Annotated in this window: 13 protein-coding genes and 1 riboswitch; of the genes, 7 read left to right on the top strand and 6 right to left on the bottom strand. The window is 28.7% G+C overall.

Features of this window, described 5'->3' with window-relative positions:
- Positions 1 to 11: 11 nt before the first annotated feature.
- Genes HMPREF0202_RS11705 through HMPREF0202_RS11690 form a run of 4 tightly spaced genes read right to left on the bottom strand, consistent with a single transcriptional unit; the run spans position 12 to position 3,490 of the window.
- The gene (locus tag HMPREF0202_RS11705; protein ID WP_040407399.1) at positions 12 to 1,121 is read right to left on the bottom strand and encodes a pyridoxal-phosphate-dependent aminotransferase family protein; all 1,110 of its coding nucleotides are present in this window, start codon (positions 1,119 to 1,121) and stop codon (positions 12 to 14) included.
- Between the two features lie 18 nt (positions 1,122 to 1,139).
- Complete coding sequence (locus tag HMPREF0202_RS11700; protein WP_051364169.1) at positions 1,140 to 1,808, bottom strand: methyltransferase domain-containing protein; 669 nt, start codon at positions 1,806 to 1,808, stop codon at positions 1,140 to 1,142.
- Positions 1,786 to 2,391: a pimeloyl-ACP methyl esterase BioG family protein gene (locus tag HMPREF0202_RS11695; RefSeq protein ID WP_023051007.1), complete on the bottom strand. Its 606-nt coding sequence runs from the start codon at positions 2,389 to 2,391 to the stop codon at positions 1,786 to 1,788. The genes HMPREF0202_RS11700 and HMPREF0202_RS11695 overlap by 23 nt, the downstream gene beginning before the upstream one ends.
- A complete protein-coding gene (locus HMPREF0202_RS11690) occupies positions 2,369 to 3,490 on the bottom strand; it encodes an aminotransferase class I/II-fold pyridoxal phosphate-dependent enzyme (protein WP_023051006.1) in 1,122 nt (373 codons plus the stop codon). The genes HMPREF0202_RS11695 and HMPREF0202_RS11690 overlap by 23 nt, the downstream gene beginning before the upstream one ends.
- A 206-nt stretch (positions 3,491 to 3,696) precedes the next feature.
- On the opposite strand from HMPREF0202_RS11690, the gene HMPREF0202_RS11685 reads away from it, so the two are divergent.
- From HMPREF0202_RS11685 to HMPREF0202_RS11675, 3 genes are read left to right on the top strand one after another with little or no spacing between them, the layout of a single operon-like run.
- Positions 3,697 to 4,332 (top strand): helix-turn-helix transcriptional regulator, encoded by a 636-nt coding sequence (locus tag HMPREF0202_RS11685; protein ID WP_023051005.1) that lies wholly within the window; start codon positions 3,697 to 3,699, stop codon positions 4,330 to 4,332.
- A gap of 39 nt (positions 4,333 to 4,371) precedes the next feature.
- Positions 4,372 to 6,942: a pyruvate, phosphate dikinase gene (gene ppdK / locus HMPREF0202_RS11680; protein WP_023051004.1), complete on the top strand. Its 2,571-nt coding sequence runs from the start codon at positions 4,372 to 4,374 to the stop codon at positions 6,940 to 6,942.
- Between the two features lies 1 nt (position 6,943).
- Positions 6,944 to 8,830 carry a fructose-bisphosphatase class III gene (locus HMPREF0202_RS11675; protein WP_023051003.1) on the top strand — a complete coding sequence of 629 codons (1,887 nt, stop codon included), beginning with the start codon at positions 6,944 to 6,946 and terminating at the stop codon, positions 8,828 to 8,830.
- A gap of 29 nt (positions 8,831 to 8,859) precedes the next feature.
- Here HMPREF0202_RS11675 and htpG read toward each other — a convergent pair whose 3' ends face one another.
- Positions 8,860 to 10,677, bottom strand: a complete 1,818-nt coding sequence (htpG, locus tag HMPREF0202_RS11670) for a molecular chaperone HtpG (protein WP_040407397.1) — start codon at positions 10,675 to 10,677, stop codon at positions 8,860 to 8,862.
- A 167-nt stretch (positions 10,678 to 10,844) separates the two neighbouring features.
- Between htpG and HMPREF0202_RS11665 the strand changes: the two genes are divergently transcribed.
- The 4 genes from HMPREF0202_RS11665 (at position 10,845) to putP (ending at position 14,135) form a co-directional block, all read left to right on the top strand.
- A complete protein-coding gene (locus HMPREF0202_RS11665; RefSeq protein ID WP_023051000.1) occupies positions 10,845 to 11,570 on the top strand; it encodes a tRNA threonylcarbamoyladenosine dehydratase in 726 nt (241 codons plus the stop codon).
- A 2-nt stretch (positions 11,571 to 11,572) separates the two neighbouring features.
- Positions 11,573 to 12,076, top strand: coding sequence for a flavodoxin (locus HMPREF0202_RS11660; RefSeq protein WP_023050999.1), 504 nt, complete (start codon positions 11,573 to 11,575; stop codon positions 12,074 to 12,076).
- A 9-nt stretch (positions 12,077 to 12,085) separates the two neighbouring features.
- Positions 12,086 to 12,379, top strand: a complete 294-nt coding sequence (locus HMPREF0202_RS11655) for a rhodanese-like domain-containing protein (RefSeq protein WP_023050998.1) — start codon at positions 12,086 to 12,088, stop codon at positions 12,377 to 12,379.
- A 322-nt stretch (positions 12,380 to 12,701) separates the two neighbouring features.
- Complete coding sequence (gene putP, locus HMPREF0202_RS11650; RefSeq protein ID WP_040407395.1) at positions 12,702 to 14,135, top strand: sodium/proline symporter PutP; 1,434 nt, start codon at positions 12,702 to 12,704, stop codon at positions 14,133 to 14,135.
- Positions 14,136 to 14,148: 13 nt separating this feature from the next.
- Here putP and HMPREF0202_RS11645 read toward each other — a convergent pair whose 3' ends face one another.
- Positions 14,149 to 14,625, bottom strand: coding sequence for a methylated-DNA--[protein]-cysteine S-methyltransferase (locus HMPREF0202_RS11645; RefSeq protein ID WP_023050996.1), 477 nt, complete (start codon positions 14,623 to 14,625; stop codon positions 14,149 to 14,151).
- 119 nt (positions 14,626 to 14,744) lie between these two features.
- Positions 14,745 to 14,913, top strand: a riboswitch (cobalamin riboswitch).
- Positions 14,914 to 14,919: the final 6 nt, after the last annotated feature.

Raw genomic sequence — 14,919 nt, 5'->3', positions numbered from 1 at the left:
TCCGACTTTTTTTATTTTAAATCTATGATAGCTTTTTCTAGACAATCAAGAGTAAATCTAACTCTGTCTTCACGAGCATTTTCTCCCATATGTCCAATTCTAATAACCTTTCCAGCTAGAGGACCATAAGATCCAGAAAGTAGAATATTATATTTGGTTCTTAGATGAACTAGTAAATCCTCTGCTCTTATTCCTTCAGGAGGATAAAAAGCTGTAACTGTAGGTGAGAAGTTAGATTCTAAATATAGAGAACACCCAAGTTCTTTAAGTCTTTCAATACAAAGATCTCTCATTTCCTCGTGTCTATCAAATACTCTAAATAAAGTTTCAGATAGTAGATTATCAATAGCAGTTCCTAAACTGATAATGTCACTAGCTGGCATAGTGTATGGAAAAGATTTCTTTTCCTCTATATTTTTCCAGTGTAATAAATTACAATAAAAAGATGGAATAGGAGTTGTTCTATTTTCCATTGCATGCCAAGCATCATTACTAACAGCGACTATAGTAAGACCTGGGGCAGCTGAAAAAACTTTTTGAGATGCAGACAACATAATATCAACATTCCATTCATCCATTCTAAAGTCAACTCCTCCAAGAGCTGCAACTGTATCAACTACAGTTAGAATACCTTTAGATTTTAGAAGTTGACATACAGGACCAATATCGTTAAGAAGTCCACTAGGAGTATCACAATGTATTACCGTAGCATATTTAAAATCAGAATCTTTTTCTAGAAAATCTTTAAGATTTTCCAAATCAATTGATTTCTTCCAGCTTGATTCAAATACAGTAACTTCCCCACCATAAGGCTCAATAAGTTCTTTGAAACCTTCTCCAAAGAAACCATTAGAGATAACAAGAGCTCTATCTCCTTTTTCAGTAAGAGAAGCACAAGCTGAATCTAAACCAAGCATTCCTTCTCCACTCATTATAAGAATTTTAGAATGATCTGATCCAATAAAATTTCTAAGTCTATGACAAACAAATTTATAATAACTTAGGAAGTCGGGATCAAGATCGGGGTTTCCGAATACCTTACTTCTTGCATGTAAAGTATTACCTGAAACGGTAGTAGGCCCAGCGGTCATCATTAGGTAGTTAGGTCTGTAAAATAACATTTTAAATCCTCCTTGATTTTAATTTTTACAAGAAAAATAACTTACTTTATATGTTAATACTGTAGATTTAAAACTTTTTGTTAAAGAATAGTTAGAGCTTGAAAAGCCAGTTACTCCAGTCTCTTTTAAATGTTTTAAAGCTTTTAGAGGAGTAGAAAACTCTAGAGTGAACTCATCCTCTTGAAATTCAACAAAAGTATAGTATTTTTTTAAAATTTGATAAATCTCTTCGGTACTTTTATAATCTAAAGATACTCCAAAATGATTAAAAATTTCAACTAAATTTCCCTTTGAATATATAGAGAAAACTAAATGTGAAGTATTTTTAGAAGTTTTATAAATGAGATTTTCTAAGTTTTCAACCCATTGAAAAGCTGAACTAGAAACAATTAAAGAATAATTTTTTATTGTTAGTGTTTCCATATTTTCAACAAAAAAATCTCTGTATGATATATTTGAAAAAAAATCTTGAGTATTAAAAATATCATTTAAATCCAAATGAGTGAAATTTAAATTTTCACAGAGAGTTTTAGTAAAAATTCCTGTACCACATCCTAACTCTAAAATAGTATCATATTTTTTGGATTTATCAATAAATGTTAAAAGTTTTTTAGCTACTTTTTTTTGAGTAACTGCATTTTGGTCATAATTTTTAAATTGCTTATCAAAATTCATTTTCTTTACCAATGATATCCCTCCAACTTTTTATAACATTAAAAGGATAGTGACTACATTGAAGGGTAATGATAGTACTAGCCTCTTTTTCGTAAAACTTTAATTGTTTTGAGTAAGGAATGATTCGATCATGTTCTCCAAGAAAAACTTTATCAAAAGTATAATGGTTATTAGGAGAATTATAAAGAATATTTTCTAACTCTGTTTTTAATTTGTTTAAATTTGGAGTTTTACAAAAATACTCTAAAGGAAGTTCCATATTAGTATAGAATTTTTTTAAATTATCTAATGAAAGAGTTTCTAGAGTAAATCTAAACATTTTTGAAGATATCCCATATTTACCAATAATATATGGGACACCGTTTATGGCTATGGATGAACAGTTTAACTCCTTATTTTCTAATAAAAATTTAGAAGCATAGTAAACACCAAAGGACCAACCAATAACATAAATTTTTTTATATTTAGAGAAATCGAGATTATTAACAATATAGGGATAATTAAGACAATGAACTTCAAAGCAGTCATCATAAGTAAGATTTTCTACAATGTTACTATCCATTCCCCATCCGTTAAAAAAAAGTATTAAGTGCATAATTTAACTCCTGAAAAAAATCAATTATATTATCTTTTGATAAACTAGGAGATAAGCCGATTCTAATTCTAGATGTTCCCTTAGGAACTGTAGGTTCTTTTACTCCATAAACAAAATATTTCTTTTCTTTTAAATAGTTAGTAATCTTATCCAATCTTTCGTTATCTCCAATAATTATAGATATGATGTGTGTTGTAGATAAAGTGTTCATATTATATTTTTTTATTAGAGAGTGAGCTAATTCTTGTAATTCAATAAGATATTGACGTTTATCTTTAAATAATTCCATTTTTTCTAAAATAAATATATTCCAAGCTATATTAATAGGAGGAAGAGCTGTGGTGTAAATAAATTTTCTTCCTTTATTAATGATGTAATCTTTGTATAGTTGATTACAGATTAGATATGACCCAGTTGACCCTCCACCTTTCCCAAGAGGAATTGTAAGAAAATCAATATGTTCAATTAAATTTTTACTATGAGCCATTCCGTAAGAGTAAACACCAAAAGAGTGAGCTTCATCAATAACTAATGAAAAATTGAACTCTTTTTTTAAGCTGATAAGCTCTTCTAAATGGACACAATCTCCATCCATACTATAGATAGTTTCTGAAATAACAAAAATATTTTCAAATTTATCTTTATTTTTTTTTAAAAGTATTTTTAGATGGCTAAGATCAAGATGTTTGTATCTTAATAAAGTTGCTTTACTGTGTAAGATGCCATCGTGAATACTTGCATGATTTAACTTGTCACTTATGACTAAAGTTTTTTCATCACAAAAGGTTTCTATAACACAACAATTGCAATCGAAGCCACTATTAAAAAATAGGACAGGTTTTTTATATATATTTTCAGCTAGCTCTTCTAATTTCATAACTAAAGAATATGATCCGCTAATTAGTCTAGAAGAACTAGAAGAAAGTGCTAGATTTGGATATTTTTTATAAAACTCTTCAATTAAAAGTGCGTTATTGCCAAATCCCATATAATCATTAGATGAAAGATTTAAAAAATCTTGATTTAGTATAGTTAATTTTCTAAAACGATTTTCATCTTTAAAATTTTCTAACTCTTTTTTTATTTTTTCTTTTAACATAGTTAATCACCAAAAATATTATACCTAAAAAGATAAAAAAAAGCCATTAGAAAGAAGGAATAAATATTAGATGTAAATATATACTTCAAAATTAAATGTGCACTTTTTAATAAATGTTGCATTTTTTATATTTAGGTGGTAACATTGTTCTAATAAAACAAAGTTATTTTTAAAAATAAAGTGCGCACTTAAAAAAAGGAGTTAATATGCAGTTAACGGAAAGACAAAGAGAGATTGTAGAGATAATTAAAAAAAATGGGCCTATAACAGGAGATGAAATAGCTAAAATGATATATATTACTAGATCAGCTCTGAGAACAGATTTTTCAATTTTAAAGAAAATGTCAATAATAAAATCAAAGCAAAAAGTAGGATATACCTATAATGAAGCTTTTGTAGAATCAAATAATAAAACACTAGTAAAACATATAATGGGAATGCCAATAACTATAGATGAAAGCTATTCAGTTTACAAAACAGTACTTCTTATGTTTGAAAAAGATATAGGAACAATATTTATAACAAAGGATGGGAATCTTTCAGGTATTGTTTCAAGAAAAGATTTGCTTAGAATCGCTATTGGGAAAAGAGATATCGAGCAAATACCAATAAATCTTATAATGACAAGAATGCCTAACATAGTATTTTCTACAGAGGATGAGACAATAGAGGACTGTGTGAAAAAAATAATTGAACATCAGATAGACTCAGTACCTGTTGTTAGAATAACAGAGAAGAATGGAAAGGAGATATATAAAGTAGTTGGGAGATTTACTAAAACAAATGTGAGTAAATTACTACTTGATATATTAGAAAATAAGAACAAAGAAAAAAATGAATAGTTTTAATTAAAATAAATTAGAAAGTTCAGGAGAGAGAAAATGAAAAATATTTACTTATTTAATGAAGGGTATGGTTTAGAAAAAATGATATTAGGTGGAAAGGGAGCCAACCTAGTAGAAATGAAAAAGATAGGACTGCCTATTCCAAATGGGTTAATAGCAACAACAGTAGCTTGTAAAAATTATTTTAAGAATGAGAATTGTTTATCAGAAAATATGATAAAAGATATAAAAGAGGGAATAAAAAAATTAGAAATAGAAACAGGTAAGGAGTTTGAGGGAGAAAATCCTTTACTAGTTTCAGTGAGATCAGGTGCACCGGTATCTATGCCAGGAATGATGGATACTATTCTTAATTTAGGATTAAATGATAATACAGTTCAAAAATTAATTGAGAAAACTAAAAATGAAAAATTTGTATATGAAATATATTTGAGATTTATAGAGATGTTCGCAGAAATTGTAAAAGGAGTTTCAAGAGAAAAGTTTGTAAAGATTAAAGAGTATTCTAAAGAGAAAACTTACAAGGAAATAATTGAAACTTTTAAAGGGTTATACTGGATTGAAACAGGTGAGTTTTTTCCAGAGAATCCAGAGGAACAAATTTTAATGGCAATTGAATCTATCTTTAAATCTTGGAATAATGAAAGAGCAAAAATATATAGACAACTAAATAATATAGATGAAAGTATGGGGACAGCTGTTGTAGTTCAAGAAATGGTATTTGGTAATTTTAATGAGCTATCAGGAACAGGAGTAGCTTTTACAAGAAATCCATCAACAGGAGAAAATGAATTATTTGGAGAATATTTATTAGAAGCTCAAGGAGAAGATATTGTAGCAGGAATAAGAACACCACACTCTATTGAAACAATGAAAAACCAACTTCCAAATATTTATGAAGAATTTTTAAGTATTGCAAAATCATTGGAAAAGCACTATGGAGATATGCAAGATATTGAATTTACCATAGAGGATGGAAAATTATTTATACTTCAAACAAGAAATGGAAAAAGAAGTCCAAATGCATCTATAAAAATAGCTGTAGATATGGTAAATGAAAATATTATAACTAAAGAAAAAGCTATATTAATGGTAGATACAGAATTATTACCTCAAGTTTTCAATGGGACATTTGAGGAGGCTGATATAGTTGGAAAAAAGTTTCTAGGGAAAGGATTACCAGGTTCAGCGGGAGTAGCTGTGGGAAAAGTAGTTCTTTCCACAGACAAAATAAAAGAAGGAGAATCTGTAATTTTAGTAAGAGTGGAAACTTCCCCGGAAGATATCAAAGGCATGAGTTTAGCTAAAGGAATCGTAACTGTTAAAGGAGGAGCAACATCTCACGGAGCTGTAGTAGCTAGAGGGATGGGGAAATGTTGTGTAACAGGATGTGAAGAGATAAAAATAGATTCTAGCGAAGAGTTCTTTACTATAAATGGAGAGAGAGTTCAAGAAGGAGAGATTATATCTATAAATGGATATAATGGAGATATTTATAAAGGTGCCATAAAACTAAAAATGGGAGAGCTTAGTGAAGAGTTAAAAGAGTTTTTAGAATGGTGTAAAGAGATTAAGACTTTAGAAGTTAGAATGAATGCAGATACTCCAACAGATGTAATAGTTGGAAAAGGTTTTGGGGCTGAAGGGATAGGACTTTGTAGAACAGAACATATGTTTTTTGAAGATGAAAAAATATGGAGTGTTAGAGAGATGATAATTGCTAATACAAAAGAGGATAGAGATAAAGCTTTAGAAAAACTTTTAGAACTTCAAAAAATAGATTTTAAAAAGATGCTCCATAAATTGGGTGGCTTACCTATGAATGTGAGACTTTTAGATCCTCCATTTCATGAGTTTTTACCTAAAACAGAGAAAGATATACAAAAACTAGCAGTGTTATTAGAAAAATGTCCGAAAGAGATTGAAAGTAGAATAAAAGAGTTAAAAGAAGAAAATCCAATGTTAGGACACAGAGGATGTAGATTAGCAATTACTTTCCCTGAGATATATGAGATGCAAGCAAGAGCTATAATAGAGTCAGCTATTGAGTGTAAAGGAGAGGGCGGGAGTTGTGAAATAGAGATAATGATACCTTTTATTGGAGGTATTAGTGAGTTTAAATATATAAAAGAGGGAATTTTAAAAGAGATTGAAAAAGTCTTTGAAGAAAAAAATGAGAAGATAGATTATAAATTAGGTACTATGATGGAACTACCAAGAGCTTGTTTAATAGCTAATGAAATTGCTGAAGAAAGCGCATTTTTCTCATTTGGAACGAATGATTTAACTCAAACAACATATGGAATATCAAGAGATGACTCTATAAAGTTTATAGATCATTACAAAGCTAAAAATATAATGAAAAGAGATCCATTTCAATCAATAGATACACGTGGAGTTGGTAAATTAATAGTTTTAGCTAAAGAGTTAGGTCAAAGCGTAAAACCAAATATAAAAATAGGAGTTTGTGGAGAGCACGGGGGAGATCCTAAGAGTATTGAGTATTTCAATGAGTTAGGATTCAATTATGTTAGTTGTTCACCGTTTAGAGTTCCAATTGCAATAGTTGCATCAGCACAAAGTGCCATACTAAAAAGGATGAGTTGATATGAATATAAAAGAGGAAGAATTAAAATACTTGAAACTTTTAGCTAAAAATTTTCCAACAATTGCTGAAACAGCCACAGAAATAATAAATTTAGAAGCAATTTTATCTTTACCAAAAGGAACGGAACATTTTATAAGTGACATACATGGGGAATATGAAGCTTTTAATCATGTTTTAAAAAATTGTTCAGGTGTAATAAAAGAAAAAATAGAAAATATATTTATAAATTTACCTGAAAAGGAAAAAAATCAATTGGCAACGGTAATATACTATCCTAAAGAAAAAATAGAACTTATTCAATCTATAGGCATAGATATGGAAGAGTGGTATAAAAAAACTATACCAAGAATATTAGAAGTTTTAAAAGTAGTTTCCTCTAAGTATACAAGATCAAAAGTAGGAAAGGCTATGACAAAAGAATTCTCCTACATCATTCAAGAACTTTTATACGAGCGTGCTGAAGAGAAAAATAAAAAGGATTACATAGAAGGTATTATAAATACGATAATAGATATTGGAAGAGGCAAAGAGTTTATAATAAATGTAAGCATGCTTATTCAAAGATTAGTTGTAGATACATTACATATAGTGGGGGATATTTATGATAGAGGACCATATCCACATAAAATAGTGGATAAACTTATGAAATACCATAATGTGGATATTCAATGGGGAAATCATGACATATTATGGGTAGGTGCAGCTTGTGGGCATGGAGCTTGTATAGCAAATGCTATTAGAATATGCTTGAGATACTCTAATAGAGAGATATTAGAAGACGGATATGGAATAAATCTATTACCTTTGGCAACCTTAGCTATGGAGTTTTACGGTGATGATTTATGTAGTGAGTTTAAACCAAAAACAAAAGATAAAAGCAGTGATGAAGAGTTGCTTTCTAAAATGCATAAAGCTATCTCAATTATTCAATTTAAGTTAGAGGGAGAAGTAATAAAAAGAAATTCAACATTTAATATGGAAGATAGACTTTTACTTCATAATTTAGATAACTCATATTTAACATTAGATAGAGATAATCTTTATAGTTTAAATGAAAGAGAAAAAGAGGTAGTAGAGGGATTAATGAGAAGTTTTAAAAATAGTGAAAAACTTCAAGAGCATATAAAGTTTTTATTAGAAAAAGGAAGCGTATATTTAAAAAAGAACTCAAATCTATTATTTCATGGATGTATGCCGTTAGATGAAAAAGGTGGATTTAGAGAGGTAGATATTTTTGGAAAAAAATATTCAGGAAAAAGATTATTTGAAAGATGTGATCAACTTTGTAGAGAGGGATACTATGATGAAAAAAGTATTCAAGGTAAAGATTTTATATGGTATCTTTGGTGTGGGAAAGATTCACCACTTTTTGGAAAAGATAAAATGAGAACTTTTGAAAGATATTTTTTCTCAGATAAAGAGAGTCATAAGGAGAATTATGATTATTATTATGAATTTTCTGAAAACAAAGAGGTTGCTGATAGAATATTAAAAGAGTTTGGAATATTAGATGAATATTCTCATATAATAAATGGCCATGTTCCAGTAAAGGTAAGAAAAGGTGAAACACCAATAAGAGCTCAAGGGAAATTAATTCTTATAGATGGTGGATTTTCAAAAGCTTATCAATCTACAACAGGAATAGCAGGATATACTCTAATATTCAATTCTCATGGAAAGAGATTAGTTTGTCATAAACCATTTGAAAATATTGGAGATTCTGTGGAAAAATGTTTAGATTTTCAATCTACAACTGAGATTGTAGATAGCAAAAAAGAAAGATTAAAAGTAAGAGATACAGATATAGGAAAAGATTTAGAGAGCCAAGTTAAAGAGTTAAAAAAGTTATTATACTGCTATAAAATGGGAATAATAAAAAGTGTATAAAATAAGGAGGGGATAGTCCCTTCCTTATTTTATTTGCTTAGAATATTATTCAATTTTGTAACAAAGTCTAATGGATTTTCAAGAGCAAATCCTTCTATTAATAATCCTTGATTGTAAAGAATATCTGATAAATCTTTTAGTTCAGCTTCTGAAGCGTTTTGTAGTTTGTTGAATAGTGGATGATTTGGATTTATTTCTAGAACCTTTTCAGCTTTTACACCTTCATTACCTGGAATTTGAGATAAAAGTTTTTCCATTTCTAAAGAAACTTCACCTTTAGATGATAAAGAAACAGAACTATCTCCAAGTTCAGGATTTAATTTGATTTCAACAACTTTTTCTTTTAATGTTTCTTTTATTTTATCAAGAAGAGATTTATTTATTTCAGAAAGTTTTTTAATTTCTTCTTTTTCTTCTTCAGTTTCAAAAGTTACTTCAGTAACTGATTTAAATGTCTTTTCTTTGAAAGTGTTCATAGTTTTTAAAGCAAACTCATCAGCACCCTCTGTAAGATATAAAACTTCAAAACCTTTATTGATAACGTTTAAAACTTTAGGCATTTTTTGAAGAATATCTAGATTTTCACCAACTGCATAATAAATTTCCTTTTGGTCATTTTTCATTCTGTCTACATACTCTTTAAGAGATGTATAATCTAAATTCTTAGAACTTTTGAAAAGAAGAAGATTTTCTAATTTATCTTTATTTAACCCAAAGTTTTCATGAACACCAAATTTAATATGTCTTCCAAAAACTTCCCAGAATTTTATATATTTATCTCTGTCATTAGTCATTAATTTTTCAAATTCGCTTATAATTTTTTTCTCTAAATTTTTAGATATAGCCTTTAATTGCTGAGTTTTTTGTAAAATTTCTCTTGATATGTTAAGAGATAAATCATCTGTATCAACTAATCCTTTTATAAAATTAAAATATTGAGGAATTAGTTCTTCACATTTGTCCATTATAAAAACATTTTTAGTATATAGCTGAAGTCCTCTCTTGTATTCTCTTGTATAAAGATCGTATGGAGGAACTTGTGGTATAAATAAGATAGCATTATACTCTAAATTTCCTTGAACATTAAAGTTAAAATGTAAAAGAGGATCTTGCCAATCGTGATAAGTAGATTTATAAAATTCATTATAATCTTCATCTTTTAATTCATCTTTAGGTGTTTTCCAAATAGGTTTAGTTGAATTAATTCTTTCATCTTTTAACATTATTGGATATTTAACATAATCAGAATATTTTTTTATAAGGCCTTTGATTTTATATTCATTTAAAAATTCTTTATCTTCATCATTGTCTTTTAAATATAAAGTAATTGAAGTTCCTCTTTCTGTCTTATCAATCTCTTCAATTTCATAACTTCCTTCACCTGTAGATGTCCATTTAACTCCTTTATCAGAATATGGTGATTTAGTTTCTAAAATGATCTTGTCAGCAACCATAAATGCAGAGTAAAAACCAACTCCAAATTGCCCGATTATATTTAAATCATTATTTTTCTTAGCTTCTTCTAGTGAAGATAAAAATGCTTTTGATCCAGATTTAGCAATAGTACCGATATTTTCTACAACTTCCTCAAAAGTCATACCTATTCCATGATCAGTAATAGTTAGAGTTCTTAATTCTTCATTAGGAGTAATAGTTATACAAAGTTCTTCAGAAGAATCTAAGATATGAGTATCTGTAAGAGCCTTGAATTTTAATTTATCAGTGGCATCACTAGCATTTGAGATAAGTTCCCTTAAAAAAATTTCCTTATGAGTGTAAATAGAGTGTACCATAAGGTTTAAAAGTTCTTTAGTTTCAGCTTGAAATACTTTTGTTTCTTTTTTCATTGTATCCTCCTTAAAAATAGCACTCCACATATAACGTGGCTAATAAAATATATATCATAAATTTAGAAAAAATGTCAAGAGTTTATAAAGAAAAACTTGTATTTTATAGTTGTTTAGTATATAATCTTTATGTAATTAGTAAAGAATATAAAAAGGTTGGTAAATAGATGATTTTTCAAAGAACAGAGTTGTTGATAGGTACAGAAAACTTAAATAAGTTAAACAGTTCCCATGTGCTTGTATTTGGAGTGGGAGGAGTAGGTGGATTTGTAGTAGAAGCTTTAGTTAGAGCTGGTGTTGGGGAGTTGACAGTTGTTGATTTTGATACAGTTGATATAACAAATCTTAACAGACAAATAATCGCTACTCAAGATACTGTTGGTAAAGACAAAGTTGAAATTATAAAAGAAAGAGCTTTATCAATAAATCCAAATATAAAGATAAACGCCTATAAAGAGAAATTTTTTAAAGACAAAAGAGAAATATTCTTTTCAGAAAATAAAAAATATACTTATATTGTTGATGCGATAGATATAGTTACAGCAAAATTAGATTTAATAACTATAGCAAAGGAATTAAAAATTCCAATTATATCATCAATGGGAACAGGAAATAAAATAAATCCAACAATGTTAGAGATTACAGATATATCAAAAACATCTGTTTGCCCATTAGCAAAAGTTATGAGAGCAGAATTAAAAAAGAGAAGAATTCAAAAGGTAAAGGTGCTATTTTCAAAAGAGCTACCAATGAAACCGAAGAATTTAGAGAATAATAGAGAGAAGCAAAATAACGTAGGAAGTATATCTTTTGTCCCATCTGTAGCAGGTCTTATAATTGCAAGTGAGGTTATAAAAGATATAACTGGTTTGAAAAATTTAGGAGGAAATTAATTATGAAAAAAATAGGAATTTTTTATGGAACAACATCAGGAATAACAGCTGGAATAGTTGATGAAATAGAGTTTTACTTAAGAGGAGAGGAATACGAGGTTTTTGATGTAGCAAATGGAATTGATGAGATGGAGAATGTTGAAAATCTAATTTTAGTTTCACCAACTTATGGAGTTGGAGAGCTACAAAAAGATTGGGAAAATGTGTATGATAAATTAAAAAGTTTAGATTTTACTAATAAGGTAGTAGGAATCGTAGGTGTAGGAAATCAATTTGCATTCGGTGAGTCATACGTTGGAGCAATGAGAAAATTATATGATGCAGTTATAGCTAAAGGTGCTAAAGTGGTAGGATTTACTTCAACAGAAGGATATAGTTATGAAGAAACTGAATCAGTTGTGGATGATAAATTTATTGGTCTTGCTTTAGATGAAAGTAATCAAGATAATGAAACACCTGATAGAATCAAAGCGTGGATAGAAGAGATTAAACCTCTATTTAATTAAGGAACAATTATGAAAAAATATCAAACATTAAATAAAATTGAAGTAAAAGAACTGCTAACACAGGAGAATACAGTACTTTTAGATGTACGAACAGAAGATGAATACTGGGAAGAATCAGTTGAAGATAGTTTAAATGTTCCACTACATGAATTAGAAGAAAGAGTTATTGAGCTAGATAAAAGTAAGACGTATATAACTTTTTGTAGAAGCGGAGTTCGTTCTAAAACAGCAGCTTTAATTTTATTAGAAGAGGGATTCACAAAAGTTTTTAATTCTCAAGAGGGAATATTAACTTGGAAATAAAAATTGACAAAATTATTTTCATATGTTACCATAATGAAAATAAAAAATTAAAGGAGAGTTCTAATGAGAAAAGATCAAGTTATTTCAAATAGTGTAAATAGACAACCCATCCCCCCTAGATAGGGATTTGTGTTTTAAGCATTAGTTTATGTTTAGATACAGATCCATTTTGTGTTACGATTTTGGATCTGTATCTAAGGGGAAATAACTTTTAATAAAAGATTATTTTTAATAGGATTCTTTTGATGAGGGTCACTTAGGTACAAAACTGTACTTGAGTGACCCTTTTTTATTTTTATTAAAAATTTGGGAGGAGTATAAAATGATAGGAGTAGAAACATTTATTACATTTGGAGCATATTTATTATTTTTAATAGGAGTAGGAGTTTATTTTTATGGAAAAACCTCCAGTTCTGAGGATTACTTAATAGGAGGTAGAGGAGTAGGAAGTTGGGTAACTGCGCTATCAGCACAAGCTAGTGATATGAGTGGATGGTTATTAATGGGATTACCAGGAGCAGTATATCTTTCAGGATTTGGACAAATTTGGGTTGTAATAGGTTTAACCGTGGGAACATATTTAAATTGGAAATTTATAGCTCCAAAACTTAGAGTTGAAACTGAAATAGAAGATACCTTAACTTTACCAACATTTTTAGAAAAAAAATTAAAAGATGATAAAGGAACAATAAGAAAAGTTCTAGCTTTAGGAACACTATTTTTCTTTACAATTTATTCATCATCTGGACTAGTAGCAGCAGGAAAACTATTTGAATCAATACTTGGAATTGATTACAAAGTTGCAGTAATAATTGGTGCAGTAACAATAGTCGTGTATACATTTATGGGAGGATATTTAGCTTCTTGTTGGACAGATTTTTTTCAAGGAGGGCTAATGTTTTTAGCTATAATAGCTGTTCCGTTAGCAGCATATTATAAAATTGGAGATATTGAGACAGTTAGACAAGGAATTGAGTTGAAAGGAATTTCATTTAATATATTTAAACAAAATGGAGAGAATATAGGAATATTAGGAATATTGTCTTCTTTAGCTTGGGGACTAGGATATTTTGGACAACCTCATATTTTAGTTAGATTTATGAGTATAAGTGATGTAAAAGAATTAAAAAAATCTAGAAGAATAGCTATGATATGGGTAATTATCTCTTTAATTGGAGCAATAGCAATTGGACTTTTAGGAATACCACTTTTTAAAAATGTTGCAGAGTTAGGAGGAGATGCAGAAAAAATATTTATCTATATGATAAAAGAGTTGTTTAATCCTTGGGTAGCAGGAATTTTATTAGCTGCAATATTATCAGCAATAATGTCAACGATAGATTCACAATTGTTAGTTTCATCAACTACTTTAACAGAAGACTTTTATAAATATATGAAAAAAGATGTTTCTGACAAAGAGATAATGTGGGTTGGAAGACTATGTGTTGTTGTAATAGCTTTATTAGCATTACTATTTGCATTAAATCAAAATGCTAAAGTATTATCATTGGTAGCTTATGCTTGGGGAGGTTTTGGGACAATATTTGGACCAGCAATAATATCGGTACTTTATTTTAAAAATGTAAATAGCAAAAGTGTTTTATCAGGGATTTTAGTTGGAATGTTTGTATTTTTAATGTGGAAAGTTTTAGGGTTAGATAGTTATATGTATGAGTTATTACCAGGATTTTTTACTAATCTAATAACAGTTTACATAGTAGAGAAAGTAGTTTTTAAAAATGTAGTTGAAGCTTAAAAAAGGTGCAAAATTATTTTGCACCTTTTTCTAAATTAAGTAAATGGGATTTTATAGATAATCCATAGGCATATCCAGTTAGTTTACCATTGGAACCAATTACTCTATGACAAGGAATAACTATGGGGATGGGATTTTTATTGTTTGCTAATCCAACAGCTCTACATGCCTTAGGATTGCCAATAGCAATTGCAATATCTTTATAAGTTTTAACTTCTCCATAAGGAATATTAAGCAATGCTTTCCAAACAGATTTTTGAAACTCTGTTCCAATAGGATTTATTTTAAATGTAAATTTTTTTCTCTTGCCTTTTAGAAATTCATCAATCTCTTTAAAGGATTCTTCTAAAAGTTTTGTAAGCTTAAAAGTTCTATTTGAAGTAGGTTTGTTAAGTTCAATTTTAATAATTTCATTATTTAATTCTTCAATTTTAAGTAAACCAAATGGAGTGTCAAAAATATAAAAATAACCTGGGATAATATTTTTCATAAACTCTCCTTAAAAATTTTTTATCTAAATTGTACTTAAAAAATATAAATAAATCAAGGTTAATTTAAAATATATTTTGTTCACTTATTGTTTAAAACTTTTAAAAATGAAGTGATTATAGTATAATAAGACGTTATGGTTTTTATAAATTAAAAGGGAATTAAGTGAAAAGCTTAAACGGTCACGCCACTGTAAAATGGACAAAAATAGATAAACCACTGGGAAACTGGGAAGGGCTATTGGAGGATGAAGTTGAGTCAGGATACCTGCCATAAAAATAAACTGCGAGTGACA

The organism is Cetobacterium somerae ATCC BAA-474, assembly GCF_000479045.1.
Taxonomy (GTDB): domain Bacteria; phylum Fusobacteriota; class Fusobacteriia; order Fusobacteriales; family Fusobacteriaceae; genus Cetobacterium_A; species Cetobacterium_A somerae.
This window is presented reverse-complemented; position numbering and strand designations above follow the sequence as displayed.